Here is a 22,433-nt window from a genome sequence, read left to right on the forward strand (position 1 = left end):
CGCCGTGCCGCAAACTGACGTTCGAAGCGGGGAGAGATGGGTAGGCGAGGCCCGGAAAACCGCTCAGATCGCCTGGATCAGCGTCGGCGAGTCGTTCCGCACGCTCCCCACCGCCCGCGAAACCGGATACGCCGCGAGCCCTGCCTCCGGACACGGCCTCATTAGCCCCTGCACCTGGTCGGCCGGCGTGGCCCCGCTCAACCACGCCGCGTAATCCCCCGGCGCCAGGATCACCGGCATCCGATCGTGCAGCGGCCGCATCGCCGCATTGGCCTCGGTGGTGACGATCGTGAACGTGTCGAGCTCCTCGCCGTCGGCCGGGCGCGTCCAGCGCTCCCACAGCCCTGCCAGCCCGAAGAACTCGCCCTCGACCGGGTGGATGTAGAACGGCTGCTTTTCGCCGGCGATCTGCTGCCACTCGTAGAAGCCGTTGGCCGGCACGATGCAGCGGCGGCGGCGAAACGCCGCCCGAAAGGACGGCTTCTCGGCAACCGACTCGCCGCGCGCGTTGATCAGCTTGGTCGCGATCGCCTCATCCTTCGCCCACGACGGCACCAGCCCCCAGCGCAACAAATGGATCACCCGCTCGCCGCTCGGGCGCTGGCGCACCACCGGCAGCCACTGCATCGGAGCCGCGTTGTAACGCGGCTCGAACTCGAAGTCTTCGGGATCGGCCTCGAAGCGTTCGCGCAGGCGCGAGACCGGACCATAGAGCGCGTAACGACCGCACATTGCTGAAGCCTCCTGCCGACGGGCTCGAGCAGCGCCCCAAACCCGACACAATGAGCGAAAATAGACTGTATTTTTTTACAGTCTTTCCATGTACGTCAGAGTCGTCCAACTGATGGCCGAAGGAGTACGCCGCCCGCGCGACACGTGCCTGGCCGACCCCGGCATCACCGGCACCCTCAGCATAGGCGACATCCCGATCGGCACCGCGGAGAAGCGCCCGCTGCGCGCCGCGCAGCTCTGGGAACAGTGGGGCTCGGCGGCCAAGCGCCCACTGCTGCCGCCACTCTTCGACGTCCAGGTGCTGCGCATCACCCCGCGCGGGCTGCTGCTGCGCGGCTTCCAGATCGACAGCCGCAACCTCAAGGCCATCGCGCAGCACGCGCAGGAATGGTGGGCCGTGCCGATCCGCGACCGGGAATGAAACCTAGTGCAGCGTCCCGGAAGGCCCGCCCTCGCCTTCCTTCACCGGCAGCAGATCCGTGAACCGCCCCTGCACCTCGGTGTAATGCCGGAACTCCGGCACCCCGATCGTGCGCTTCTTCTTGCTGATGCCTTTCGGCTTGATCGGCACCTGGGCGACCCACACGCCGTGGCGCGTCTCGAGCGCCAGGCTCACCACCTCGATCCGCCAGCTCGCCGGGCAGTCGGCGAGCGACCCGTACTCGTCGAGGATCTCCTCGTAGCGGGCGACCTTGTCCGCCCGCAGGCTGTAGGCCTCCATCAGCACGAAGACGAAGTCGGCGTCGAGCTGCTCGGCGAGCATCTTCACCGCGTGCGCCGCGACATCCTTGTCAGCCGGCGCGCGCCCGAAGAGCGGCGTCGGGATCGTGGCGCCGGTGGTGAAGTTGCCGACGAAGGCCATCGCTGCGAGTTCCTCGCCCTTCTCGAGAAACTCGCGCGCCTTGTCGATCAGCGGCGCGATCGCCGTCCGGTAGCGTTCGGGAAGCTGGCTCATGTCGGGATCCTCGCCGGGCTCAGCGCTTGCGCTGCATCTTCACCGCAGCCTCGTACTCGCGATCGAGCCCGGTCCCAGCGTCGCCCTTGGGGTCGAACATGCGGAACCCCACGTGCATGTATGCCAGCAGGGCAAGCCCCGAGAACTCGCCTTCGAGGTTCTGCAGCGTGTAGCGCACCGCCGGCTTGTTGATCTCGAGCCCGTTGCGCCCGAGCAGTGCGATCTCCATCACGATCTGCCCGACCTTCGCCTGCTCGAGCTTGGCGAAGCGATCGAGCGCAGCCTGCATGTACATCACCGCGTCCATGCGCAGGCCGCCGTCGACTGCCGAGCGCAGCTCGTCCTGCCCGATGCGCGTGAGCGCCTCCTCGGCCATCTCTCCCGCCTGGTGATCGGGGAAGCGCTTCACCACCGCCTTGTACTGCTCGGAAGCCTCCTTCCGATACTCCGGCCCGAGCGCCTCCAGGCACTGCGCGAGCCCGAGCTGCGCCCCGGGATCCGCCGGCGCCAAACTCGCCGCCTGACGGAAGTACGGCAGCGCCTCAGCCGCCCGACCGGACCGCATCAGCACCGCCGCCAGGTTGCGCTTGGCGAAGGCGTTCCCGGGCTCAAGCTTCACCGCATCGGTCAGCACCCGGGCCGCCTCGTCGGGGCGCCCGGTACGCTCGAACGCCACGCCGAGCGCGATCATCGCGTTCGCATTCGCCGGGTCGAGCGCCACCGCCCGCTGCAGCGGCGCCACCGCGTCGCCCGCCTGGCCCAGCTCGGACAGACACAAGCCGTGGTTGTAGGCGATCTCGGCGTCGTCGAGCATCCCGTCGAGCGCCTCGAGCACCGGCAGCGCATCCGCGAGGAAGCCGTGCTCCAGCAGCCCCAGCACATAGGCCTTCGGCTCGACCCCACGCTCGGGCACGGCGACCACGCGCACGAACGCATCGTCGACCGTCACGACGGCCTGCCAGCCCCGCGCCGCGTAGTCGAGCGCATAGCGCCCGATCACCGCCTGCTCGAATTCTGGCGTGCCGCGCGGGGACAGGCCTGCCGGATCGAGGTCGTCGAGCGGGATCTAGAAGATTTCCGGGGCTTGGTGCGTAGTCATTCGGGGCGGTTCCGATCGCTGAAACGGAGGCCAGATTGTCGCACAGCCGATCCCCCCACCTGACGCCGCCCGCGCGTGCATCAAGCCGCCTCGAGGTGCTGAACAGGATCCCAGATGTCCGATGACATCCGTCCTGAGGTCGGGCCCGAGGCCCGTGGTGTCGCCTTCGCGTGCCCGCTGCGAACCACGGACACGCCTTCGTCGTGATCGCCATGCAACCGAGCCCCGACTCGAGGAGAGGTTATCCACAAAAACTGTGGATAAGTCCTGGGGTGAGGGCGCCAGCGAGCTGATTTTTCAGGGGCTTAAGGACCGAGCAGTCCTTGAGCAGATTCCCTTGCATCCTTGAGGGACGCCAGACTCATCGGTTCCTCGACGCCACCCAGGCGCAGGAGACGGCGGGGCTTCGCGCTCCCGGTCAACAAGACATCAAGCCTTTGGGCGTTGTCCGAGAAATCACCGGGAGGCCCCCGCGGGCGGGTATTCGGCTGCGCGGCACCCGCGCCGCTGGTGGGCCGGCTGGCCCACTGCGGGGTGTGCACGCGAAACAGCGTGGTTCCGGGCGGCAGGTCGTGGAGGATCATCCGACGAACCCGGCGCCGATCGACTCCAGGTAGTCGATCGCATCCTCAGTCCGTCCTTCCTGCACCAACTGCAGAAGGGTCTTGTGACGGAACGCAGGGATCGGTTCGTTCTTGATCAGGAAGATGGCGCGCTGGGTGTCGGGTTGCACCGCTGTGGCGGCCGACAGCACCCGCATCAGGTCGCGTAGTGCGGCTTGCAGCCGGGGCGATTGGGGGTGGGTACGCAGGGTGTTGCGATGCACCCCCGCCAGTACGGCCAGATCCTGCTGCTGCAGGCCAAGGACGTCGGCGACGCCCGAGGCGGAAAGACGCGACGTGCCAGGCTCGCGTGCGGAATGCAGTACGTCGGAGAAGACCGTCGCAGTCATGGTCGTGCTCCTGAAGCAACAAGATAATACGCACACTATATGCACACTTATTGCACAGTTCAAGGCCGGCGCGTCCAGGGTGAGGGTCGGCCTCGCCCGATGGATCACCCCAGATTCATCCTCGGTGAGGGGTAACCCTCCCACGTCCGCCTGCTTGCGCTCGCCGGCTGACATGCGCGCCTGCCAAACCGGAGACGATGACCCGCCGGGCGCTTCTGCTGACGCCTCTTACACCACTCCCGGGACACGATCGGAGGCAAACCCCGCGGCAGCCGTGGGGGGCGGGACCGACGCGCAAAGCGCCACCCATGTCTTCCCCCGTGACCCTGGGTCACCCTGCGTGGCATCATGCTCCACTTTCGTCATACCACGACCCCCGGCCGCCCGAATGAAAGACTTCGACGAACTTACCCTCCCGCAACTCAGGCAGCTTCACGTGCGGATTTCGAAGGAAATCGACAAGCGCGCTTCAGCTACGAAGGCCGACCTCCTCAAGCGGATGCGCAAGCTCGCCGAACAGGAAGGCGTCACCCTCGAAGACCTGCTCGGCAGAGCCACCATCGACGCGCCCGCCCAGGCCCGGGGCGCACGCCGGCGCACTGAAGCTGCCCCGACGCCGAATCAGAAGGCGCCGTTGCCCTTGAAGTACCGGAACCCGGACAATCCCGCGCAAGGCTGGTCCGGCCGCGGCCGCAAGCCCGGTTGGGTGGTAGCGTGGCTCGCCAACGGCGGCGCCTTGTCGGCGCTCGAGCACACCGGCGCGCTGAAAAAGTCCCGACGTCATGCGCCGGCGCCTGCAGAGATCGCGCCAGCCATCATGGCCTCGGACATCGACGCCGCTCCGGCCACCGCGTCCTCCGACGCATCCGCCGAGGCCACCTGACGGAACGTCCCGGCTCGCTTGCCCACCGCGCAAGTGTGCTTGTCGAGCGCCGGGAGCCCAAGGCTTTCCATGCAGGCCTCCGCCATCGCGCCCAAGGGCCACGCGTCCTCGAATTCGGCTTCCGCGTAAGCCTCGGGTCAGCCTGCGAGGGCCCCGTCGAAGTCAGCCTGCGTCTGGCAGTTGCCGTCATCGCGCAGACAGGCGAGATCGGCCAGTAGCGCACGCTGGCGTGGCCGGGGCGCGCCTGTCGGCGTGCCAGCGGATCAGGGGTTCGACCAGGCAGGCACTGCGCCTGGCCTTACGCCTTCTCGCGCGATCAGCGGCCCATTCAGGTCCGCCCGCCCCGCGTGTCGGCGGCAGGCCGCGCAGTGCGCAGCACCAGGATGTTGCCGCGCTGGGCGAAATCCAGATGCTTCAGGACACTCATCCCCAGCAGCACTTCGTCATCTTTCATGCCGGGGTTCAGGTGGCCGCGGACGCCCGTCAGCCGGAACGGACCAAAGGCAAGTTCGCCGATTGAGGTTTCGCGCACGGCGACTGGGCCGTTTGCGGTCATCGCTGTGCCGCAGGCACCGGGCACCAACTGCAGCGCTTCAACGAGGTGCGCGGGCACCGCGACGTGCGTGGCGCCGGTGTCGAGCAGGAAACGCACTGGCCGACCATTGATCAGGCCCGGAAAGCGGTAATGCCCGGCACGATCGCGCCTGAGCACCAGCTCCGTGGCGCCGGGATCGACCACCAGGTTCCGATTGGGGTGATCGCGCCGCTCGAGCACGCCGTGGAAACTGACCCAGCCCAGCCCCAGAAAAGCCACTGTGGCCAGCAAGCCCATCGTTCGGCCCAGGCGGCGGGTGTCGGCATCGTGTCGGCTGGTCATCGGGGGTGGATCTCCTCGTCGTCGGCCGGGGCCACGCAGGTCAGGGGCGCGAGGTGCTTTGGCTCAGCCGGCGCCGGTTTCGTTCCGGAATCCGAATTTCACCAGGATCTGGACCGTCCGGAGGCAACACAGGGACAGCCATCACGGTGCCAACCCACAGCAGCCATTCGATGATGAATGGGTGCGTTGTGCCGCGCCGGGCACAACACGCGCACGATTCTTTCCGCTTCGCGAGCTGACCCCAACGCCAGCGTCCAGACTTTCAAGCCTTTGCGCCGTTCAACCGCAGCATCAGCGTCATCGTGTGCTGTGGCGATTCCTGAAAGCCGTAGTACTCGTAGAACTGCTTTGCGCGCTCGTGCAAGGCGTGAACGAGCAAGGCTCGTACGCCCGCGCTCTGTGACACGGTCACCGCCCGTTTGACTGCGTCCTGAAGCAGGGCAGCCCCAAGCTTCATCCCTTGGGCGCGACGATCAACCGCGAGTCGGGGCAGCACCATCACCGGGATCGGGTCGGGCATGTTTCGTCGAACGCTGCTCGTGGCCATCTGGTGCGAAACCGCACCCGCTGCCATCGCGTAGTAGCCGAATACGCGGCCCTGGCTGTCTGCGACGACGAAAGTTCGGCTGACGCCGCTCAACTGGTTTGCCATTGCCCGGCGCTTGAGCCACTCATCGAGACTGGTCTCCCCGCAGGCGAATTCGTCCAGAAGATTGGCGGCTTCGAGAGTTCGCGGCGCGTTCAGCGCCAAGCTCATGCGGCGCCAGTACTCCAGGGTGCCTCGACGGCCATCAGGCGTTCAAGTCCGGGGTTGGGGCCAGGCGGAGCGTCAAGCATCGCGGTGAACTGCTTGAACTTGCCGGCATCCAGGCTAAAAAAAACCTGATCCAGCACCACGGACCGGGCACGGTCGCAGGCCGCTTCGAGCATGAAGTCCGAGCGGTTCTTACCCAGCAGGCTGGCAGCGTGATCGATCAGGTCACGCTGCTCGGGCAGTGCCCGCAGGTTGATGGCGGCATCACGCATGGAGATGCTCCTTGTTTGCATATACGTTAGATACACGATTTCTGCGCAATTGTATATCTTCCGTCAATACATTGGATGTCCTGGGCTGACGCCAACTCTGTGCCAATTTCGTGCGCAGCCGAGCCGGCCTGGTCGGATCCAAAACCGGCATTCTTCTTGCGCTCCGACCGAAATTGGGTTTATACGGGGGTGTCTTTGGGAGGAGACGCCCCCATGTACGCCGCTGACGACCTCGACGTTCAGATCGAACGCATTGACAAGGAGATCGAGCTCGCGCGCAAGCGGCAGGAGCTGGCCGAACTCCTCGTAAACGCCGGGTTCTCGGACATGGAGCACGACAGCATGTCGTCGCTTCAGGACATGCTCCACGTTGCGCTTGAGGCGCAGATCAAGAAGATCCGCGGCGTGCAACCCACTGACCCGTCAGCAAGCGACTTCGCGCGTGACTGGATTACCGACAACTGGCGCAGTCGCTTCCGTCACATGGAGGTAGTGGCGGGCGTCTTTCCGCATGCTGTCGTTCAGGAAGCGCTACATGATCTGTACGCTCTGAATGCGCACAACATCGAAAAGCGTGGCGCAATCGCCGAGCTGAACGACAGCTTGCGCTGGGCGGTCGAGCGGACGACCCATCCATGGTGGCGCCGGTGGCCCGCCGGGTTGCAGCGACTGCTGAGGCGGCCAGCCGGCGTGGGCAAGAAGGCAAGCGAGTTGCGCACCGAACGCCGTCAGGACGGGATCCAGCGCTGGTTCTCGGCGCTCGCGGTCGTGTTCACGCTGACGACGGCGCTGTTCATGACGGCAATGCTCGTCGTCGGCATGCTGCAACTCTACAACGCGGTCGCGCAGGGTATCGGGATCCCGTTACAGGTGGCAGTGCTGCATCCAGTCAGCGACAACCACACCGTCACCCCATCTCATACGGCCGAGTCTCAACCCCCCGCAGGCCACTGGATGGTGCGCGAGGACGCGGTCACGGCCGACCCGCACAAGGCGATGCAGACTAGCCTTCTCGCCCTCGAGATCATCCTAGTGGCACCGCTGCCCTACCTTCTGGTGCTGGGCCTGACGCGCTACATCAAGGCACTGGCCTACCAGGAACGCGCCGATGAGTTTCGGCGTGAACTGCTCGAGTTCAAGGCATTCGAGGTGGCGTTATTCATCGCAATCATTGCCGCGGCCGTCGTTGAGCGCGTGCTGCGCACCGACCTAACCTACGAGTTTTCAATCTCCGTGGCGCTGGTGATGGGCGTGCTGGCGGCCTACTATTTCCTCATTGAGCATGCGAGCAAGGCCGCCGGCGAAAAATCAACATCCTGAATTGTGGGAGCAGTCATGCCACACATTGTTCTACGCCCGTGGGTGATCGATGCTCGTGACAATGAGACCGGGGTCGCTGGTGTGTTTGTGCGCGGCTCTGAGGCGCAAGAGTTCGAGACAGATCCCGGCAAGAACATCGTGGTCGGTGCCAAGGGAATGGGTAAGTCGCTGCTGCTGCAGAAAAAATATCTGCACCTTGTATCGACGATCCAGGACAAAACCAACCACGTCTTTCTGCCAGGTGGAGGCGACAAAATCGAGCTTATGAGCCGCGTGGCCTTCTCGTTTTCACATCGGTCGCTGCGCGAACGCGCCCACATACTCGACTCGTCGGACTGGTGGGAACTCGTCTGGACGGTGGCGATTGCAGCGGTCGTGGTCTACCACGTTATTGAGCGGCACGTAGTGAGTGACATTTGGCAGGTTCTTGACCTGCCTGATGATCTTCGCAAGCGTCCGTTGGACAAAAGGGCTCCGCTTTACGTACATAAAGCCGTACAAGCGCTAGTAAGGGCCCAGATCAGTGCCGAGGCGCTGGCTGTAGCGTTTTCACAGCTGCGTCCCGCGCTTGGCAACATGAGCAAGACGGTCATCGTGTTCCTCGACAACGTCGACGAAGCATTCCAGTCGGCCACGATTACCACGAATGGCAACGCGTGTCTCGACACCACCGTGTTAGAGGCAGGAGACGATACGAGCGAATTCGAGTTCCTGGGGCCTGAGTTCTCGCTCACCGCGCAGATCGGCCTGCTCGCTGCGGTCCGCGTCTTGCGCTCATGCAAGCGGCTGCAAGTCTATGCCTCGCTACGGATTGAGGCGCTCGATAAACGACAAGCCCACCCCATGTGGCAACAAGAGCGCGCGCTGTGCGTTGAGCTTACTTGCACGAAGGACTTCGCGCGCGAGATCTTCGAGGCCAACATCGACGCGACACCAGATGAAAACTGTGCGCGGCCTGACGTTCGGGACGACCGTTACGTGCGCTTTCTCGGCTTCAACACGATTCCATTCCTCACTGATCACGGCGTGCCGGAGCCGGCATTCGATTTCTTCTATCGCCACACGCTGGGCCGGCCACGTGACCTGATGCAACTTGGTGCGGACGTGCTGAAGCTCGACGTCAAGGACCGCACCCCCGAGGCCGTGCGTACTGCGACCCTGCGCTGCGCAGGAAAGTGCCTAAAGGCCTACGAAGGGGCAATCCTGCCCGCTTGGGATTGGCGCTGGAAATCGGCTTTTGGTGAGTTCGACACCAACGTGCTGAGCGAGGGCGACATTGTCGCAATCTCTGACCGCATCGTGAGCCGTCATCATATTCCAGAGCCGATCACCTACCTTGTCGACCGCGGACTACTCGGCACCTTGCAAGGCGCCGACGGCAAGGGCAAGCGTTTGATCCATTTTCGCGAACCTTCACGGTACATTCGAAAAGGTAATGTTCGCTACAAACACAGTCCCTATTACTTTCTGCACCCCGTTGTGCTCGGCGACGTGCGCAAGGCCAACCAGTCGTTCCAGGTCGACCGGGTCACGATTGTTGGAAATGGATACGCGTTCGACCGGCCTATCGACGAGCCGGTCGTAAGAATCGACGGGCTTGAAGAATCAGGCATTACGGTTCTGATCGACAGCCGCACAGTGCTCGCACTACGCAATGAGCACAGCATCTCGCCGCCGGTGTTCGCTGCAATCACGTCGGCAGCGTGGCGGCTGGGCCAGCAGCGGGTCGAATACGATGCCTTCGCACGCGAACTCAAGCGCATCCTCGCTGCACGCATCTGCGCCGTGAACGTGCACGACCGCGCACTACAGGACATCGTCGACGACTGGCCCAACGACGAGGCTCTGCGCAGCGATATCGAGGAGGTCATCGCCGATCTCAACTGGATTATCAGCAAGCACCTGCGCGACCAACCATTGCGTACTGACTACCTTCACTGGGACGGCATCGCGTTCACGCTCGCGCTACCGGGCAAGGTCGACTGCAGCCCCCTCGCGGACGAGCTGGCGAGACTGTGCCCCGACCCCTAGCAGGCTGTTGATCTGAATGGGAAGGTATCAGGCGTAAATGCCTCACCGCTGCTTGGATCTGCGTAAAGCAACACCCCGCTAGCACGGTTGGCGGCGACCGCCCTGCGCAACCCTCGGGGCCGCAGTTCTAGGCCGAGATGCCGCTCCTGTGCCGGGCTGGCTGCTCGTTTCTTACCTGATAACTCTTATTATCAGGCAAGGATTTTTCACCTAATATCCGGGAAAAGGCGGTTTCCGGGAGGCGGTATGGCGCAGAACACGGTAGTCGAACGGGCGCTGCCGCGCTACACGCGGGCGGACTTCGCGGCGCTGCGTGGGTGGCTGAACAAGCTGCCGGTGGAGCGCCTCGCCGCGCTCTATTACACCGAGGACGATCTCGAGGCGCTCGGCTGCACCGCGCCAGGTGCGCTCGAGGCGCGCCTCGCGCTGATGCGCGATCACCTCATCGAACGGGCGAGTCTCACCAATCCGCGTCTTGCAGAAGGGCTGCGCGAAGCGCGGCGCTCGGCGCGCTGGAGTGCGGTGGCGATGCGCTATCTGTTCGATGCGGCCGAGTTCGCCTCGCGCGAACCGCAGTCCACCGATGCCCTCACCGCGTGGCTGAAACCGCGCATCAGCCGGCATCTGGCGCATGAGGGCGTGCGCGCGGTGAGCGAGCTCAAGAACCTGATCGAGGTGCGCGGCCCTGGCTGGTGGCGGCCCGTCCCGCGGCTGGGGGCGGGCAAGGCCGCGGCGCTCGAGCGCTGGCTGCGCCACCACGAAAAAACGCTCGGCCCCCTGGCCGTGCCCGTGGCTCCTACCCGGGCTCAGCCGCCCATCGTACTGCGCCCGGACGAGCCGATCCTCGTGCCGCTCGAGCGCATGGCCCTCGCGCACGAGCTCGACGGCCGCCATGGGGTCAATCGGGCCGCAGCCCTGAGCCTCATCGCTGCCGACAACGACCTGGAGGCGGTGCAGGCCTTCCTGGTGAAGTACCGCGGCCAGGCGAAAACACAGCGCGCCTACCAGAAGGAGCTCGAGCGGTTTCTGCTGTGGTGCCTCTACGCCCGGCACAAACCGCTCTCGAGCGTGCTGGTCGACGATTGCGAAGCCTACAAGACGTTCCTCGCCGCACCCGATCCCGCCTGGTGCGGCAAGAAGGCGGGCCGCCATACCGTCTACTGGCGGCCCTTCGGCGGGCCACTCTCACCCGAATCCCAGCGCTACGCGATCACCGTGCTGAAGACGTTTTTCGCCTGGCTCATCGATGTGCGTTACCTCGGCGGCAATCCATGGGTGGCCGTGGGCGCGCCGCTCGTGGAGCAGCGCTCGGTGGCATTGCGCCTGGACAAGGCGTTGCCCGAAGATCTTTGGACCCGGTGCGCACGCGAGGGCGGGCTCCTCGATGAGGCGTGCGAGATGGGCCCCGACGAGGACGCGCGGCGCCAGGCGCGGCTCGTGCGCGCGGCGCTGCTGCTGATCGGGCACGCCGGCATCCGGCGCGAGGAAGCGGCCCGCGCGCAGCGCCGCCACCTGAAGCCCCTGCCGGGTCAGGCCGGCGCGCTGTGGGAGCTGGAGGTGCTGGGCAAGCGCCGGAAGTGGCGCACCGTATTCCTGCCCGTGCGGGCGATTGAAGCGCTCGCCGCGCACTGGGCCGACCGCGAGGAGGATTTTGCGGCGGCCGATCACGCCGGCGCACTGCTCTCGCCGCTCATCATCCCCTCGACCCCGGCCGCCCGCGACAAGCACCTCGACAAGCTCGATGCGCCCGGCGCCGGTTTTTCGCCCGACGGGCTCTACCGGTGCCTGAAGACGGGGCTGACGCGGATCGCGGCAGATACGCGGCTCACGCTCGACGACTCGGAGCGCGCGCTATTGAAGCGCGCCGGCCCGCACGCCTTTCGGCACACCTTCGGCACCCTCGCCGCCGCACACGCGCTGCCGCTCGATGTGCTGCAACGCGTCATGGGGCACGCAAGCCTGCAGACCACCTCGATCTATGTACAGGCGGAGCGCCGGCGCAGCATCGAGGAGATGGGGAAGTTCTTCAGATGAAACATTCCCGCCCAACGCAGGAATCCAATCTCCATGCCGCAACCGGGTAGGTTTCGGCGTTGCGCGAGACTGCCGGCGAACGCGAGGACAACGCGTCGCCGACGAGGTGGTCGATGCCTCGCGCGTCTGTGTGGCGGGACGGCGTTGTCGCGCAGTGCCGAAGCGGCCTGCTTTCGAGGACAGTACGGTCTCAGGATGAGCCAGCCTTTCTCCAGGCCATCCGCTCCTGGGCGTCCTTGAGATCGAGCAGCGCATCGATCATCGGGTTGAGGACGCTGGCTTCGAGATAGACGCTCAGCTTGAGAGCCGTCTTGTCTGGTGACGTGATCGTAAACCGGAAGCCGCCTCCATCTTCGGCATCCTGGTGGCGATGTACTCCATTGTTCCCACGGTGTGCTGATAGGCGATCAGACGCACAAACGCGTCGCCTTCCATGTGCTTCATGACTGGCCTCGCTGGTGAAGTGGGCGGACCGCTTCGGCGGTCCAGGTGATCCCATTGAGGTGGCCCGCACTCATCCATGCGAGCGCTGTGGTGGCCGAAGGCGAAAGGCCTGGTGACTCCGCCATTCGCCGACGTGCCCGCATCGTCGCAGCCCAAATGCGCGGAGAGTCCCCGGTTGCACGCCACTTCATCCTGCGTGTGAGGATGCGCCTCACCGTGGTCTCGACGCGCGTCAACACCGCTTTGCTGACGTCGCATCGAACGCGTGCGTCTCGTGCAGTGCGGTCTGGTCGGCCGCTTCCAGTCGCTGCCCGATGATGGGCAGTAGTCGGGCCAGGCTGTCGGCTACGGGCCGCGGGCGGTTCGTTCTCCCTGGCAGTGCAGTCATGACCAACACCATCGCGCGCAAGGGCGTGACCGCGGCACCGAAAGTTCCTGCGCGGACCCGCCCGATTCACGGGACACCCACGGCCATCGGAACGAGCCGTCCCTCGTCGATGGCATCAAGGAACGCGACATCCATCGGCCTAAAGCCCCGACGATCGGGCCCGATCTGCTCAACAAAGCCGTTTGCCCTCACGAAGACCTGGATCCGGCCGTCTCGGGTGCGGTAAGCGCGGCCTTCGAGCTCCGCCGCCTTGCGGGCCACGCGTGCCTTGTCGAGCCCGGCTTGGTGCGCCTGCGTCTCGTGCTGCACAACGGCGCGGTAGTCCTTGTCCTGCAGCACCAGTTTGCGGAGGTAGGCGAAGAGCCCTCGATCGGTGAGCCCCTCGAGGTACTTGCGCGAGGCCTGCACGATGTCCGAGAGCCGCTGCTTGCGGCTGCTGGCCAGCTTCATCAGCGCGAGCACCCCGGTGGGTTTCATGTCGTTGCGGGCGACGAGCCAGGCAAGTTCCGTGGGCAGCGCGCAGCCTTCGATTTTGACAAAAGGCGCCGGCTTCGCCGGTTGATTTTCTTTAGATTGTTTTTGATGGGTTGATTTAGAGGCGTCAGCCGGGACGGGTGATGCCGCGGCGGGGCTGTGGATAACCGGGGTTGAGGACGCATCGGGCGCCGGAGCGGCTTCGCCGGTGAGGGTCAGCGCCTCGAGCAGGCGCTCGGTCGGCGTGATGGGCGACGAGGAGCCTTTGAGGCCTTTTCGGGCGATTTGCTCGCGTTCGATCAAACCGCGCTCTTCCAGCCATTTCACGACGCGACCGACGGTTTCGACCGATTTGCCCGATTCTCGGGCAAGGGTGGCGCGTGCGGCATAAATGGGCGATTTCAGGCACGCGAGCCGGATCTTTTTGACGATGCGCACGACAACGCGAAGGTAGCCGTCCGGGAGGTCCCGGAAGACGGCGGCTTCATCGATCGCGGCGCAGGCGCGCGCGATCGACGAGGGGTAGGCAATGGCAGACATTCAAAACCTCAAGGCGTAAAGGTTCCTTGACGTTTCAGGCCGTTTTGGTAGCATTGCCTCGTTGCGGGAGGGTTTGACCGGTTGGCGCCGGTTGCTTCCAAAGTGGTCCGAAACACCAGTTCCAGATAAACCCCGTTGAGTTGGCGCTCAGCGGGGTTTTTCTTTGGCAGGAAGGGTTTTGATCGGGTCAGGTCATCGTGATCTCCTGGGCTGAAACCTGATGCTCGAAATCGGACGCCCAGATGTGCGAAACCCCGCGGAGGGCGGGGTTTCTGTGTGTTGCGTCGTGGGCTGGCAGGCGGTGTTTATACGTATAAACACGCCATACCCGATGGGATCGGGGAGGCTTTCGTTTTGGATCGGGCAGTTCCTGAGAGGAGACCATGGATGGCTTGCGGCCTCCATGATGTTTATACGTATAAACAACTCCGGCGCCGGCTTGGGCGGACGTGTTTATACGTATAAACATCTCTTGGGCTTTCCGATGCGCGGCGATGTTCGCGTCGCCGCGCGGGCGTGAGTAGTGAGCACCTCCGCAAGCCGGCTGTCTGGTGTTTATACGTATAAACAGCCTGATCATGCTAGTCCCGCGCCTCCTCGTTCTCGGCTGGAGCACTACCCTTCGACGTGTCATCCTCATTGAACTCTTCGGCGACCGTTGCCAGCAGCTCCTCGAGCGCCATCGCAAACTTGACGCGCTTCGACGGCTCGACGCTGATGTTGACTTCGAACGCGTCGCCGCGCCGCTTGTAGTAGCCGTTCTTGTAGCGAACCTGTTTTGAGGCCGTCGGTGTCTTGCTCGTCTTCGGTTCAAGCAAAGCCTGGGTCTGATTCACAAGCCAGGCATGGGTGTGATTCTCTTCTGCAAACTTCACTGCAAGCCGGACGGCCTGTCGGAGGCCGACCTTGTCGGCAACTTTGCTCAATTGGTATGCGGCGTTGGCGCCAAAACGTGTTGGTGCGCCTTTGATAATCTCGACGACATCGGGGGGCAGCTTCGAAAACGCCCGATAAAATGTCATCTGCGATCGAGAAACGCCCGCTCTGCGCGCGACATCGGCCGACGTCTCGCCAGCGGCAATGAGCTTCTCGTAGAACAGTGCCCGATCAAGGTCGCAGTGTTGCTCGCGCTCTTCGTTCTGTTGATAGCCGAACCAGGCTGATTCTTCGAGTGTCAGGTTGTCGTGAACTTCTGCGAGAAGTTCTTCGAGAACCTTATGCTCCAGGCACGATTGAACGCGTGTCCAGCCGTCCGCGATAATGAATCGGCCGTCCTGATCCGGGTTCGGGATGACGTGGATTGGGTCGTGCTGCCCTTGCGTGCGGAGCGCCTCTGCGCGATCCCGGATCATTTCGGGGGTGTAAACCTCACGCGGAGCAAGGGGGTTCGGATCGATGAGTCGTACATCGATCATCATTAGGTTCCGGCCTGATCCGTTCGTGGAAATCGGGACGGCTTTGGGTGGCAGCGCAGATGTGACCTTGAGTGGTGGCACGATCTGCCCGATTGCCTCCTCGGGAACGATGGGCTGATGAGAGATGACAGCGAATTCTTCGGGCTCGGCATGAGGCGATGTCGATGGAACGACGGCGCCTGACTTGATCAAGCCCGATATCTTATAGGGTGCACGCTTGGCCATCGTCAGCGCTCCGTGTCAACTTTCGGCAAGCCGGGTTGAGTGATTCCGAAGCTCAGGATCAGGCTCTTCGCGACATCGATGATCGCGATCGATCCTGCGGAACTCGGATCGGATTCGACAAGTGGAACGGCCTCGCGCGTCTGCGGATTAAGTTGGCGGGAGAAACCGCTGAATGTCGGGACGATCGAGTCGTTCAGCATGGTGCCGTACTTGCTGTACAGAAAACCCATCGATTCACGCACATGCTTGAGCTGAGGGTGATACTTGTTGATCACGACTTCGAGACCAATCTTTGCACCCGTCATCGCCTCGATTTCAGCCAAGTTTGACGACAGGGAATCAAGCGCGCGCAGACAACTTCCCTCTGGTTCGACGACCGTCAGGACTTTCCCGGATTCTTTGGCTGCGTAAGAGAATGCGAGTCCGATCGGAGTGGTGCCCGGAGCTGTATCCACAACGATGACATCGTAATTTTCTGAGAGAAAGGCGCCGTTGCGCTTGAGGAAAAGCAGCGCGCGTTCGTGGCTCGCCATGGCCGTGACGAGTGACGCGTCAGCCTCGGCAAGCGTGATGTCCGACGGGATGACGTCGAGGAACCCCCCCTCGTACACGTGAACGATCGCCTCGGATAGATCGGTATCCGGGTCAGCAGACTTCTTGACCAGAAAGTGCCCAATGTGTTTGATCGTCGTGTCGAAGGTGGACTCGACCCCCAGCAAGTTCGAGGCGGTCGCCTGCGGATCCGCGTCAATCACCAGAACGCGATACCCCATCAACGCTAGCGCCGTTGCAGCATTGACCGAGATCGACGTCTTCCCGACGCCCCCCTTCGTCATTCGGGTCATGATAATCGGAGGAATGGCCCCGGTCTTTGGCTTGCCTTTACTTTTCGGGATGTTGGTGGGATCGATACCAGCAAACCGATAGCGCGCGGAGCGAAGATCCGCCGGTGTGTAGCGCATATGATGCTGCCCTGGCGGCTTTTCTCGGCCGACAAGATCTTGCAGACGCTTTGCCGGCACATCCAGTCCGGAGAGCATCACTGCTACCGATGTCTTGAAATCAACCTTGCGCGCCATAGAACACCGCATCAGACCTTGTCAACGCTTGCAAGGCTACTCGTTGCGAAAGTTGTTAGCAAGTTTTTTATATATAAGACAAAAAAAACTATTTTTCCCCGGTTTAAGCTTCCCAACAAAAGTTCTGGGTCGGCGGGGTTTTGGACTGCAGGCCTCGGTCGTGTAACAGGCTCTCAAGAATCATTGAGGTACCGTTGGCACATGAGCGGACGGGCAGTTCTACCCACGTAAGCATCACCCGAGGGCCTTGCCGTGCAGTGCCAGCACCTCGCCGATCAAGGCGTCCTGGGCACGGGCATCGTCTGGCAGCGGCAGCCGGCCGTCGATGAGCAACATCGCCAGGCCATGGACCAGCGACCAGGTCGCGATCGCCAGCGCCTGGGTATCCGCGCCCGGCGCTGCGCCCCGCTCGCGCTTGAGGGTGGCAACGGCCTGGGCGCAATGGGCGAACGCCTCGCCGCCGGCCTGCGCGAGGCCGGCGAACTGTGGCTTCCCGGCCAGCGTCGGGCCGAACATCAGGCGATAGAGCGCCGGGCGGCGGCGGGCGAAGTCGAGGTAGGTCAGGCCGAAGGCGCGCAGTCGCGCGGCCGTTTCGCTCTCCCCCGTGGCGGCAGCGCCCATGTCCGCCGACAGGGCGCGGAAGCCGCGCTCGGCGACCGCAGCCAGCAGGCTGTCCTTGTCGGTGAAGTGCCGGTAGGGCGCCATGTGCGATACCCCCGCGGCACCGGCCACCGCGCGCAGCGTCAGGGCCTCGAGGCCCTGCGCTTCCAGGATCGTGGTTGCCTCGAGCACCAGCCGCTCGCGCAGATCACCCGTTCCCGCCGTCTCGGCGTGCGTCAGCGTCGTATTCATCGGGGCAGTATGGCGAATCGAGTTTACAACGTAAACATCAACGTCTATGTTTACGGTGTAAACAACCCGCCAAGCCCATGTGCGGCCCATCCGATCCATGTGCCCGTCCGACGGCCGCCCCAGGAGGCGTTCGATGAAGACCTTTCTTCGCATCAAGCTTTTTCTCGTGCCCCTGCCGGCTTTCCTGATCGCCACCGCACAAGGCCATGGGTTCGCCGGCGCGCTCGCGGGCCTGGTGTGGACCCTCGGTGCGTCCGTCCTGAGACGCGGCCTGCGACCGCCACCCCCGTTCGAGGCCTCGCTGGTGGTCGGCTTTGCCCTTGCCATCCTCGCACTGACGGTCACAGCCCTCGATCCGGGGCGGACGGTCAGCCTCGTGATGGGCAGCCTTGCCGCTGGCGCCACCGTCAGCATCCTGCACGGGCGTCCATGGACAGCCGGGTTTTCGGCGGCCGAGTTTGGCGGCGCAAGCGCGACCCCCTTGTTCATTTCCATCAACACGGCGATCTCGGCCCTCTGGGGAGCGCTGTTCGCCTGGCTCGCGGTGGCTACGTGGCTCGCGCTGCCGGCTCTCGCGCACTGGCTCGCGGTCGCCGCCGGCGCGGTGGCCTCCATCGTGCTGCCCAGGCTGCTCGTTGCGCGCGGATTGCGCCGCATGGCGGCGGGCGACACGCGCCACGCCTGGCCGTCCCCCGACCTGCACGCCTCCTCTGCTGCCGCAGGGGAGGTGGTCGACGTGGCCGTGATCGGCGCCGGCATCGGCGGTCTCACCGCGGCCGCCCTGCTGGCGGATGCCGGACTGCGGGTGGAGGTGTTCGAACAGCATGAGGTGCCCGGCGGCTTCGCCCATACCTGGCTGCGGCGCGCCCGCGCGTGCGACCCGGAAAATGGCGCATCGCTGGCGTTCCGGTTCGACGCCGGCGTGCATGACGTGTCGGGCTGGCACCCGGGCGGCACCGTGCGTAGCGTGTTCGAACGTCTGGGAATCGCGCACGAGGACGAATGGGTCCGGCTGGACCATCGTTATGTGTTCGATGGCCGTGCGATCGACGTGCCGCGCGACTGGCGGGCCTGGGTCGAACGGCTCGCGGCCGAGTTTCCACACGAGGCGGCTGGCCTGCGCGCGCTGTTCGCCGACATCCATGCCATCCACGAGGCGATGTTCTCGACCGCTGCCGAACGCGGCGGCATTCCCGGCACGCCGGGGACGCCGCAGGCCCTGCTCGCGTTCGCCCGGCGTCATCCGCTGGCGGTCACCTGGCTGGACCGGCCCTGGCAGGATCTCGTCGCGCACCATCTGCGTGACCCTGCGGTGCAGGCCTGGGTCTGCGCCTTGGCGGGCTACCTCAGCGACGACATCACCCGCCTTCGGGTGCGCGACTTCGTCCCCCTCTTCGGCTACTACTTCAACGGCGGCTACTACCCGCTCGGCGGTTCGGGCCTGATCGCGCAGCGGCTGGTCGAGGCCATCGAGGCGCGCGGCGGGCGCGTCCACCTGCGCACCGCGGTGACGCGCATCGTCACCGCGCAGGGCACCGCGACCGGTGTCGTCGTGCGCAGACGCAACGGCCCCGAGCAGACCGTGCGGGCGCGAGCGGTGGTCACCAATGCCGACCTGCGTCAGAGCCTGACCCGGCTGCTTCCCCAGGACGACGCCCCTCCGGAAGCACGCATCGCCGAGGCACATCTCCAGGCGAGCTGTTCGGCGATTGGCGTGAACCTTGCGGTCAAGGGCACGCTGGACATGCCGCCGGTCGTGCATGTGGCCGACGCGAGCGGTGCCGTGTCCATCGTCATCCCCTCCCGGGTAGATCCGGGCTGCGCGCCCGCCGGCTATTCCACCGTCGAGCTGCTGGCCTTGATGCGGCCGGACGAGGCACACACATGGTTTGCCGACGCTTCGACCGACGGCAATCTCACGGAAGATCACGACCACCGTGCCTACCGCCGCTCGGCGCCCTATCTTGCAAGAAAGCAGGCCGCCGGCGACCGCCTCATCGCGCTCGCACGCCTGGCGATCCCCGATCTGGAGCAGCGCATTCTGTTTCGCACCGACGCCAGCCCGCTCACCTTCCAGCGCTATGCGTGGACGAGTGGAGGCGGCATCTATGGCACCCGCAGCGATGGGATGATTCCCACCAAGTCGGCGGTACGCAATCTCGTGGTGGCGGGTGCGGCCACGCATGGGGCAGGGATCGAGGCGGTGGTGATCTCCGGCGCCTTTGCTGCCGAAGCCCTCGTGCCGGGGCTGCTTGCGCGCACCGCGGCATGAGGTGCAGCCATGATGCCGATCATTCAGCGCGCCCAACCGGTCTGGTCGTGTGGGAGTCGCCCGTCAGGGTCATTCACGATGACTGCGTTGCCGCTCTTGGGCTGTTCCGGGTATACGACGAGGTTCGTGCCGCCCTCGTGCGCCTGGCTCGGAAAGAGGATGCCGGTGTAGCCATTGGCCAGCACTATGTCCGCGAGAACCCAGGTCGGGGGCACGATGTGCAGCTCGAATTTGAGTGTGCGCCAGTCATGCCATAGCTCGTCCCACGGCGCCCCCTGGTGGAGCTGACGCAGATCGATAGGGCGCGACAATCATCCTGTCCTCGGCGATCCGCGCCCACGTCTATAGCGAGGCGGTGGACATGAGGAAGTCGATCGATGGGCTCGCGCAGATCGTGTCGCGCTGCATGGGCATGAACCCGCTCTCGGGTCAGGTGTTCGTGTTCATCGGCCGGCGCCGCGACAAGGCCAAGCTCCTGGTGTGGGACCGTCATGGGTTCTGGGTGCTTTACAAGCGCCTGGAGCGCGGGCGTTTCACCGACCCCGCGCGGCTGTCGGCTGAGGGCCTGGCGATGAGCGAGTTGCTCGCCTGGCTCGATGGCATCGATCTGTCGCGAACGCGCCGCCTGGCGCCGGTGGCGGCCAGCGTCGTGGGGTGAATGTCGGCCGCACGGGCAATCGGTGATTCACCGCATTCACCGAGACGGCCTGCACGGGCATGCTTGGCCCCATGAACCTGCCTGTCCCGATCGATCGCGCCAGCCTGCCTAAGGAGGTGGTTCCGCTGCAGGATCTGGTGCTCAAACTGGGGCAGCAGGTGCAGGCGATGCGTGCGCAGTTTGACGCGCAACTGGACACCCTGCGTCACCAGCTGGTCGAGTTGCGGCGGCGCCTGTTCGGGCCCCGCAGCGAGGTGATCCACCTCGGCCAGGCAGAACTGTGGTCCGACCCGGTACAGATCCCCGTACCGAGTGAGGAGCGTCGCGAGGTCGGCGCCCACACCCGGCGCAAGGGCGGGCGGCCGGCGATCAGCCCGGATCTGCCGCGCCGGCGCGTCGAGCACGACCTCTCCGATGTCGAGAAGGCCGGCTACGCCGCGCTCGAGCGCATCGGCGAGGAGGTCTCGGAGTTGCTCGAGTACATTCCCGCCCGCCTGGAGGTGATCCAGAACGTGCGCCTGAAGTACCGCTGCGAGAGCGCCGACGGTCGCAGTACCGTGCGCACCGCCACCGCCCAGGGTTCGCCGCTGCCCAGGAGCAACGCCGGTGCCGGGCTGCTCGCCCACGTGATGGTCTCGAAGTACCTCGATCACTGCCCGCTGGCGCGCCAGTCGCGGATCTTCGCGCGCCAAGGCGTCGCTCTGTCGCGTCAGACCCTGTGCGACTGGGTGCTCGATGCGACCGAGTTGCTCGCCGTGTTGATGCCCGCCCTGCAGCGCCACGTACTCGCGAGCCCGGTGATCTTCACCGACGACACCACGCTGTCCCTTCAGGCCCCGGGCAAGACGATCACCGCCCGGATGTGGGTGTATCTGGCCGGCGGGCAGCAGAAGGACGATGGGGGCCAGTGGCAGCAGGTGGCCCCGGCCGCACTCTACGACTTCACGGCCGATCGATCCGGGACGCACCCGCGCCGGATCCTGGGCGCGTGGCGCGGCTACCTGCAGGCCGACGACTACAGCGGCTACCACGCCAGCTTCCGCGAGGACGTCACCCATGTGGCGTGCTGGGCGCATGTGCGGCGCAAGTTCTTCGATGTGCTCAAGGCCGCCCCCAAGGGGGCGCCGCCGGGGCTGGCCGATGACGCGTTGCGCTTCATCGGGCTGATCTACCGCATCGAGCGTCGCCTGGCCGAGGCCGACCCGGACGTGCGCCTGCGTGTGCGCCAAGGGCGCACCCGACGTGTGCTGGCCGCGTTCCACCGCTGGCTCACCCATCACCAGCCGACGCTGCAGCCGCGCTCGCCGCTGGGACGTGCGTTTGCCTACGCGCTGTCGAACTGGACAGCGCTCACCGTGTTTGCCGACAGCGGCCTGCTCGCGCCGGACAACAATACCGCCGAGCGGGCGATGCGCCCGGTGGCGATCTCGAGGAAGAACTGGCTGTTTGCCGGAAGTCCACGTGGCGGACGGGCCGCTGCCGTGGCACTCTCGCTGATCGAGACGGCGCGGTTGAACGGCATTGAGCCCTACGCCTACCTGAAGGATGTGCTCACGCGCCTGCCCGGCCACCGTATGGACCGGCTCGACGAACTGCTGCCGATGAACTGGAAGCCTGCGCCCTGATGGATCCCGCCACCCTCGAAGCCCTCAACCGCGCAAGCTCGCTCGAACTGTTCCACCTGTCGCGCGTGATCGAGCGCCTGATGTCGGATCCGTCGCGGATCGTGCAGATCCGGCTGCATCTGCACCTGGGACAACGGGTGCGCTTCGTGGACGGGAAAGCACCGGGCGCCGCGCTGCAACTGCGCAGCGGCACCGTGGTGGCGATGAAGGACACTCAGGTCACGGTGCAGGACGACGCCACCCGTGCGACCTGGACGCTGCCCTACGCAGCGATCGAGCTCCCTGCCGACAGCCGCGCCGCGCCTCAGGTGTCAACAGCCAAGCCCGCCCACCGCCCCACCCGCGAAGACTTCCGCGTCGGCGACCGCGTCAGCTTCGAGGACCGCCACCTGCAGACGCGCATCGGCACCATCGTGCGCATCAACCAGAAGACGGCCAGCGTCGACTGCGAAAACGAGCTCGGCTGGCGCGTGTCGTTCGGACTGCTCAGGCACGTCGTCGACCTTTGAAGCCCTCCGCTCCGCCGGGGGGCGGGGTTGCTCGGACGGTTAC

General features: G+C 65.0%; 22 protein-coding genes and 1 pseudogene. 9 read left to right on the forward strand and 14 right to left on the reverse strand.

The features are described 5' to 3' along the window. Positions 1 to 63: 63 nt before the first annotated feature. A complete protein-coding gene (locus tag GH664_RS23740; RefSeq protein WP_153167931.1) occupies positions 64 to 732 on the reverse strand; it encodes an SOS response-associated peptidase in 669 nt (222 codons plus the stop codon). An 88-nt stretch (positions 733 to 820) separates the two neighbouring features. Here GH664_RS23740 and GH664_RS23745 point away from each other — a divergent pair, with 88 nt between their 5' ends. Then, the gene (locus GH664_RS23745) at positions 821 to 1,153 is read left to right on the forward strand and encodes a hypothetical protein (RefSeq protein WP_153167932.1); all 333 of its coding nucleotides are present in this window, start codon (positions 821 to 823) and stop codon (positions 1,151 to 1,153) included. Positions 1,154 to 1,156: 3 nt separating this feature from the next. Here GH664_RS23745 and GH664_RS23750 read toward each other — a convergent pair whose 3' ends face one another. The 4 genes and pseudogenes from GH664_RS23750 to GH664_RS23765 all read right to left on the reverse strand — a co-directional run bounded on the left by GH664_RS23750 (position 1,157) and on the right by GH664_RS23765 (position 3,738). After that, on the reverse strand, positions 1,157 to 1,687 hold the full coding sequence (locus tag GH664_RS23750; RefSeq protein WP_153167933.1) for a hypothetical protein: 531 nt from the start codon (positions 1,685 to 1,687) through the stop codon (positions 1,157 to 1,159). A 19-nt stretch (positions 1,688 to 1,706) separates the two neighbouring features. Beyond that, on the reverse strand, positions 1,707 to 2,687 hold the full coding sequence (locus tag GH664_RS23755) for a tetratricopeptide repeat protein (RefSeq protein ID WP_228111456.1): 981 nt from the start codon (positions 2,685 to 2,687) through the stop codon (positions 1,707 to 1,709). 590 nt (positions 2,688 to 3,277) lie between these two features. Beyond that, positions 3,278 to 3,370, reverse strand: a pseudogene (locus GH664_RS23760) (RES domain-containing protein); the annotation flags it as partial. Continuing rightward, the gene (locus GH664_RS23765) at positions 3,367 to 3,738 is read right to left on the reverse strand and encodes a DNA-binding protein (RefSeq protein WP_153167934.1); all 372 of its coding nucleotides are present in this window, start codon (positions 3,736 to 3,738) and stop codon (positions 3,367 to 3,369) included. The gene GH664_RS23765 and the pseudogene GH664_RS23760, both read right to left, overlap by 4 nt. A gap of 388 nt (positions 3,739 to 4,126) precedes the next feature. On the opposite strand from GH664_RS23765, the gene GH664_RS23770 reads away from it, so the two are divergent. Next, positions 4,127 to 4,621, forward strand: a complete 495-nt coding sequence (locus GH664_RS23770) for an H-NS family nucleoid-associated regulatory protein (protein WP_153167935.1) — start codon at positions 4,127 to 4,129, stop codon at positions 4,619 to 4,621. 328 nt (positions 4,622 to 4,949) lie between these two features. On the opposite strand, the gene GH664_RS23775 is transcribed toward GH664_RS23770, so the two are convergent. The 3 genes from GH664_RS23775 to GH664_RS23785 all read right to left on the reverse strand — a co-directional run bounded on the left by GH664_RS23775 (position 4,950) and on the right by GH664_RS23785 (position 6,524). Beyond that, positions 4,950 to 5,498, reverse strand: a complete 549-nt coding sequence (locus GH664_RS23775) for a TIGR02281 family clan AA aspartic protease (protein ID WP_153167936.1) — start codon at positions 5,496 to 5,498, stop codon at positions 4,950 to 4,952. Positions 5,499 to 5,760: 262 nt separating this feature from the next. Next, complete coding sequence (locus GH664_RS23780) at positions 5,761 to 6,255, reverse strand: GNAT family N-acetyltransferase (RefSeq protein ID WP_153167937.1); 495 nt, start codon at positions 6,253 to 6,255, stop codon at positions 5,761 to 5,763. Further along, positions 6,252 to 6,524, reverse strand: coding sequence for a DUF1778 domain-containing protein (locus GH664_RS23785; RefSeq protein WP_153167938.1), 273 nt, complete (start codon positions 6,522 to 6,524; stop codon positions 6,252 to 6,254). Before GH664_RS23785 ends, GH664_RS23780 begins: the two co-directional genes overlap by 4 nt. A gap of 213 nt (positions 6,525 to 6,737) precedes the next feature. On the opposite strand from GH664_RS23785, the gene GH664_RS23790 reads away from it, so the two are divergent. The 3 genes from GH664_RS23790 (at position 6,738) to GH664_RS23800 (ending at position 11,909) form a co-directional block, all read left to right on the forward strand. Then, on the forward strand, positions 6,738 to 7,844 hold the full coding sequence (locus tag GH664_RS23790; RefSeq protein WP_153167939.1) for a hypothetical protein: 1,107 nt from the start codon (positions 6,738 to 6,740) through the stop codon (positions 7,842 to 7,844). A gap of 15 nt (positions 7,845 to 7,859) precedes the next feature. Beyond that, positions 7,860 to 9,875: a hypothetical protein gene (locus GH664_RS23795; RefSeq protein WP_153167940.1), complete on the forward strand. Its 2,016-nt coding sequence runs from the start codon at positions 7,860 to 7,862 to the stop codon at positions 9,873 to 9,875. Positions 9,876 to 10,121: 246 nt separating this feature from the next. Next, positions 10,122 to 11,909 (forward strand): phage integrase family protein, encoded by a 1,788-nt coding sequence (locus GH664_RS23800; RefSeq protein ID WP_153167941.1) that lies wholly within the window; start codon positions 10,122 to 10,124, stop codon positions 11,907 to 11,909. A 294-nt stretch (positions 11,910 to 12,203) separates the two neighbouring features. Here GH664_RS23800 and GH664_RS23805 read toward each other — a convergent pair whose 3' ends face one another. The 5 genes from GH664_RS23805 to GH664_RS23825 all read right to left on the reverse strand — a co-directional run bounded on the left by GH664_RS23805 (position 12,204) and on the right by GH664_RS23825 (position 17,326). Further along, on the reverse strand, positions 12,204 to 12,353 hold the full coding sequence (locus GH664_RS23805) for a hypothetical protein (protein WP_153167942.1): 150 nt from the start codon (positions 12,351 to 12,353) through the stop codon (positions 12,204 to 12,206). Positions 12,354 to 12,807: 454 nt separating this feature from the next. Beyond that, entirely contained in the window at positions 12,808 to 13,755 is a 948-nt protein-coding gene (locus tag GH664_RS23810) for a hypothetical protein (protein ID WP_096453061.1), read from the reverse strand. A gap of 581 nt (positions 13,756 to 14,336) precedes the next feature. Then, entirely contained in the window at positions 14,337 to 15,395 is a 1,059-nt protein-coding gene (locus GH664_RS23815) for a ParB/RepB/Spo0J family partition protein (RefSeq protein ID WP_153167943.1), read from the reverse strand. Positions 15,396 to 15,397: 2 nt separating this feature from the next. Then, positions 15,398 to 16,474 carry a ParA family protein gene (locus GH664_RS23820; protein ID WP_096453065.1) on the reverse strand — a complete coding sequence of 359 codons (1,077 nt, stop codon included), beginning with the start codon at positions 16,472 to 16,474 and terminating at the stop codon, positions 15,398 to 15,400. A gap of 234 nt (positions 16,475 to 16,708) precedes the next feature. Next, on the reverse strand, positions 16,709 to 17,326 hold the full coding sequence (locus GH664_RS23825; RefSeq protein ID WP_194270374.1) for a TetR/AcrR family transcriptional regulator: 618 nt from the start codon (positions 17,324 to 17,326) through the stop codon (positions 16,709 to 16,711). 133 nt (positions 17,327 to 17,459) lie between these two features. On the opposite strand from GH664_RS23825, the gene GH664_RS23830 reads away from it, so the two are divergent. Further along, entirely contained in the window at positions 17,460 to 19,598 is a 2,139-nt protein-coding gene (locus GH664_RS23830) for an NAD(P)/FAD-dependent oxidoreductase (protein ID WP_194270375.1), read from the forward strand. Between the two features lie 23 nt (positions 19,599 to 19,621). Here the strand turns inward: GH664_RS23830 and GH664_RS23835 are convergent, their stop codons facing one another. Beyond that, positions 19,622 to 19,909 carry an RES family NAD+ phosphorylase gene (locus GH664_RS23835; RefSeq protein ID WP_096453069.1) on the reverse strand — a complete coding sequence of 96 codons (288 nt, stop codon included), beginning with the start codon at positions 19,907 to 19,909 and terminating at the stop codon, positions 19,622 to 19,624. A 17-nt stretch (positions 19,910 to 19,926) separates the two neighbouring features. Here GH664_RS23835 and tnpB point away from each other — a divergent pair, with 17 nt between their 5' ends. The 3 genes from tnpB to GH664_RS23850 all read left to right on the forward strand — a co-directional run bounded on the left by tnpB (position 19,927) and on the right by GH664_RS23850 (position 22,390). After that, a complete protein-coding gene (gene tnpB, locus GH664_RS23840) occupies positions 19,927 to 20,256 on the forward strand; it encodes an IS66 family insertion sequence element accessory protein TnpB (RefSeq protein WP_256219483.1) in 330 nt (109 codons plus the stop codon). A 71-nt stretch (positions 20,257 to 20,327) separates the two neighbouring features. Continuing rightward, entirely contained in the window at positions 20,328 to 21,881 is a 1,554-nt protein-coding gene (locus GH664_RS23845; protein WP_194270474.1) for an IS66 family transposase, read from the forward strand. Then, the gene (locus tag GH664_RS23850; RefSeq protein WP_096453071.1) at positions 21,881 to 22,390 is read left to right on the forward strand and encodes a hypothetical protein; all 510 of its coding nucleotides are present in this window, start codon (positions 21,881 to 21,883) and stop codon (positions 22,388 to 22,390) included. The genes GH664_RS23845 and GH664_RS23850 overlap by 1 nt, the downstream gene beginning before the upstream one ends. Positions 22,391 to 22,433: the final 43 nt, after the last annotated feature.

This window comes from Thauera sp. 2A1, from assembly GCF_009469595.2.
Classification (GTDB): Bacteria; Pseudomonadota; Gammaproteobacteria; order Burkholderiales; family Rhodocyclaceae; genus Thauera.

What these genes read in the sequence shown, in the direction of transcription:
- GH664_RS23740 (WP_153167931.1), bottom strand. Translation starts at nt 732, where the DNA reads ATGTGCGGTCGTTACGCGCTCTATGGTCCGGTCTCGCGCCTGCGCGAA.
- GH664_RS23810 (WP_096453061.1), bottom strand. Translation starts at nt 13,755, where the DNA reads ATGTCTGCCATTGCCTACCCCTCGTCGATCGCGCGCGCCTGCGCCGCG.
- GH664_RS23745 (WP_153167932.1), top strand. Translation starts at nt 821, where the DNA reads ATGTACGTCAGAGTCGTCCAACTGATGGCCGAAGGAGTACGCCGCCCG.
- GH664_RS23795 (WP_153167940.1), top strand. Translation starts at nt 7,860, where the DNA reads ATGCCACACATTGTTCTACGCCCGTGGGTGATCGATGCTCGTGACAAT.
- GH664_RS23780 (WP_153167937.1), bottom strand. Translation starts at nt 6,255, where the DNA reads ATGAGCTTGGCGCTGAACGCGCCGCGAACTCTCGAAGCCGCCAATCTT.
- GH664_RS23830 (WP_194270375.1), top strand. Translation starts at nt 17,460, where the DNA reads ATGAAGACCTTTCTTCGCATCAAGCTTTTTCTCGTGCCCCTGCCGGCT.
- GH664_RS23845 (WP_194270474.1), top strand. Translation starts at nt 20,328, where the DNA reads ATGAACCTGCCTGTCCCGATCGATCGCGCCAGCCTGCCTAAGGAGGTG.
- GH664_RS23770 (WP_153167935.1), top strand. Translation starts at nt 4,127, where the DNA reads ATGAAAGACTTCGACGAACTTACCCTCCCGCAACTCAGGCAGCTTCAC.
- GH664_RS23785 (WP_153167938.1), bottom strand. Translation starts at nt 6,524, where the DNA reads ATGCGTGATGCCGCCATCAACCTGCGGGCACTGCCCGAGCAGCGTGAC.
- GH664_RS23800 (WP_153167941.1), top strand. Translation starts at nt 10,122, where the DNA reads ATGGCGCAGAACACGGTAGTCGAACGGGCGCTGCCGCGCTACACGCGG.
- GH664_RS23805 (WP_153167942.1), bottom strand. Translation starts at nt 12,353, where the DNA reads ATGAAGCACATGGAAGGCGACGCGTTTGTGCGTCTGATCGCCTATCAG.
- GH664_RS23825 (WP_194270374.1), bottom strand. Translation starts at nt 17,326, where the DNA reads ATGAATACGACGCTGACGCACGCCGAGACGGCGGGAACGGGTGATCTG.
- GH664_RS23850 (WP_096453071.1), top strand. Translation starts at nt 21,881, where the DNA reads ATGGATCCCGCCACCCTCGAAGCCCTCAACCGCGCAAGCTCGCTCGAA.
- GH664_RS23790 (WP_153167939.1), top strand. Translation starts at nt 6,738, where the DNA reads ATGTACGCCGCTGACGACCTCGACGTTCAGATCGAACGCATTGACAAG.
- GH664_RS23820 (WP_096453065.1), bottom strand. Translation starts at nt 16,474, where the DNA reads ATGGCGCGCAAGGTTGATTTCAAGACATCGGTAGCAGTGATGCTCTCC.
- GH664_RS23815 (WP_153167943.1), bottom strand. Translation starts at nt 15,395, where the DNA reads ATGGCCAAGCGTGCACCCTATAAGATATCGGGCTTGATCAAGTCAGGC.
- GH664_RS23775 (WP_153167936.1), bottom strand. Translation starts at nt 5,498, where the DNA reads ATGACCAGCCGACACGATGCCGACACCCGCCGCCTGGGCCGAACGATG.
- GH664_RS23750 (WP_153167933.1), bottom strand. Translation starts at nt 1,687, where the DNA reads ATGAGCCAGCTTCCCGAACGCTACCGGACGGCGATCGCGCCGCTGATC.
- GH664_RS23765 (WP_153167934.1), bottom strand. Translation starts at nt 3,738, where the DNA reads ATGACTGCGACGGTCTTCTCCGACGTACTGCATTCCGCACGCGAGCCT.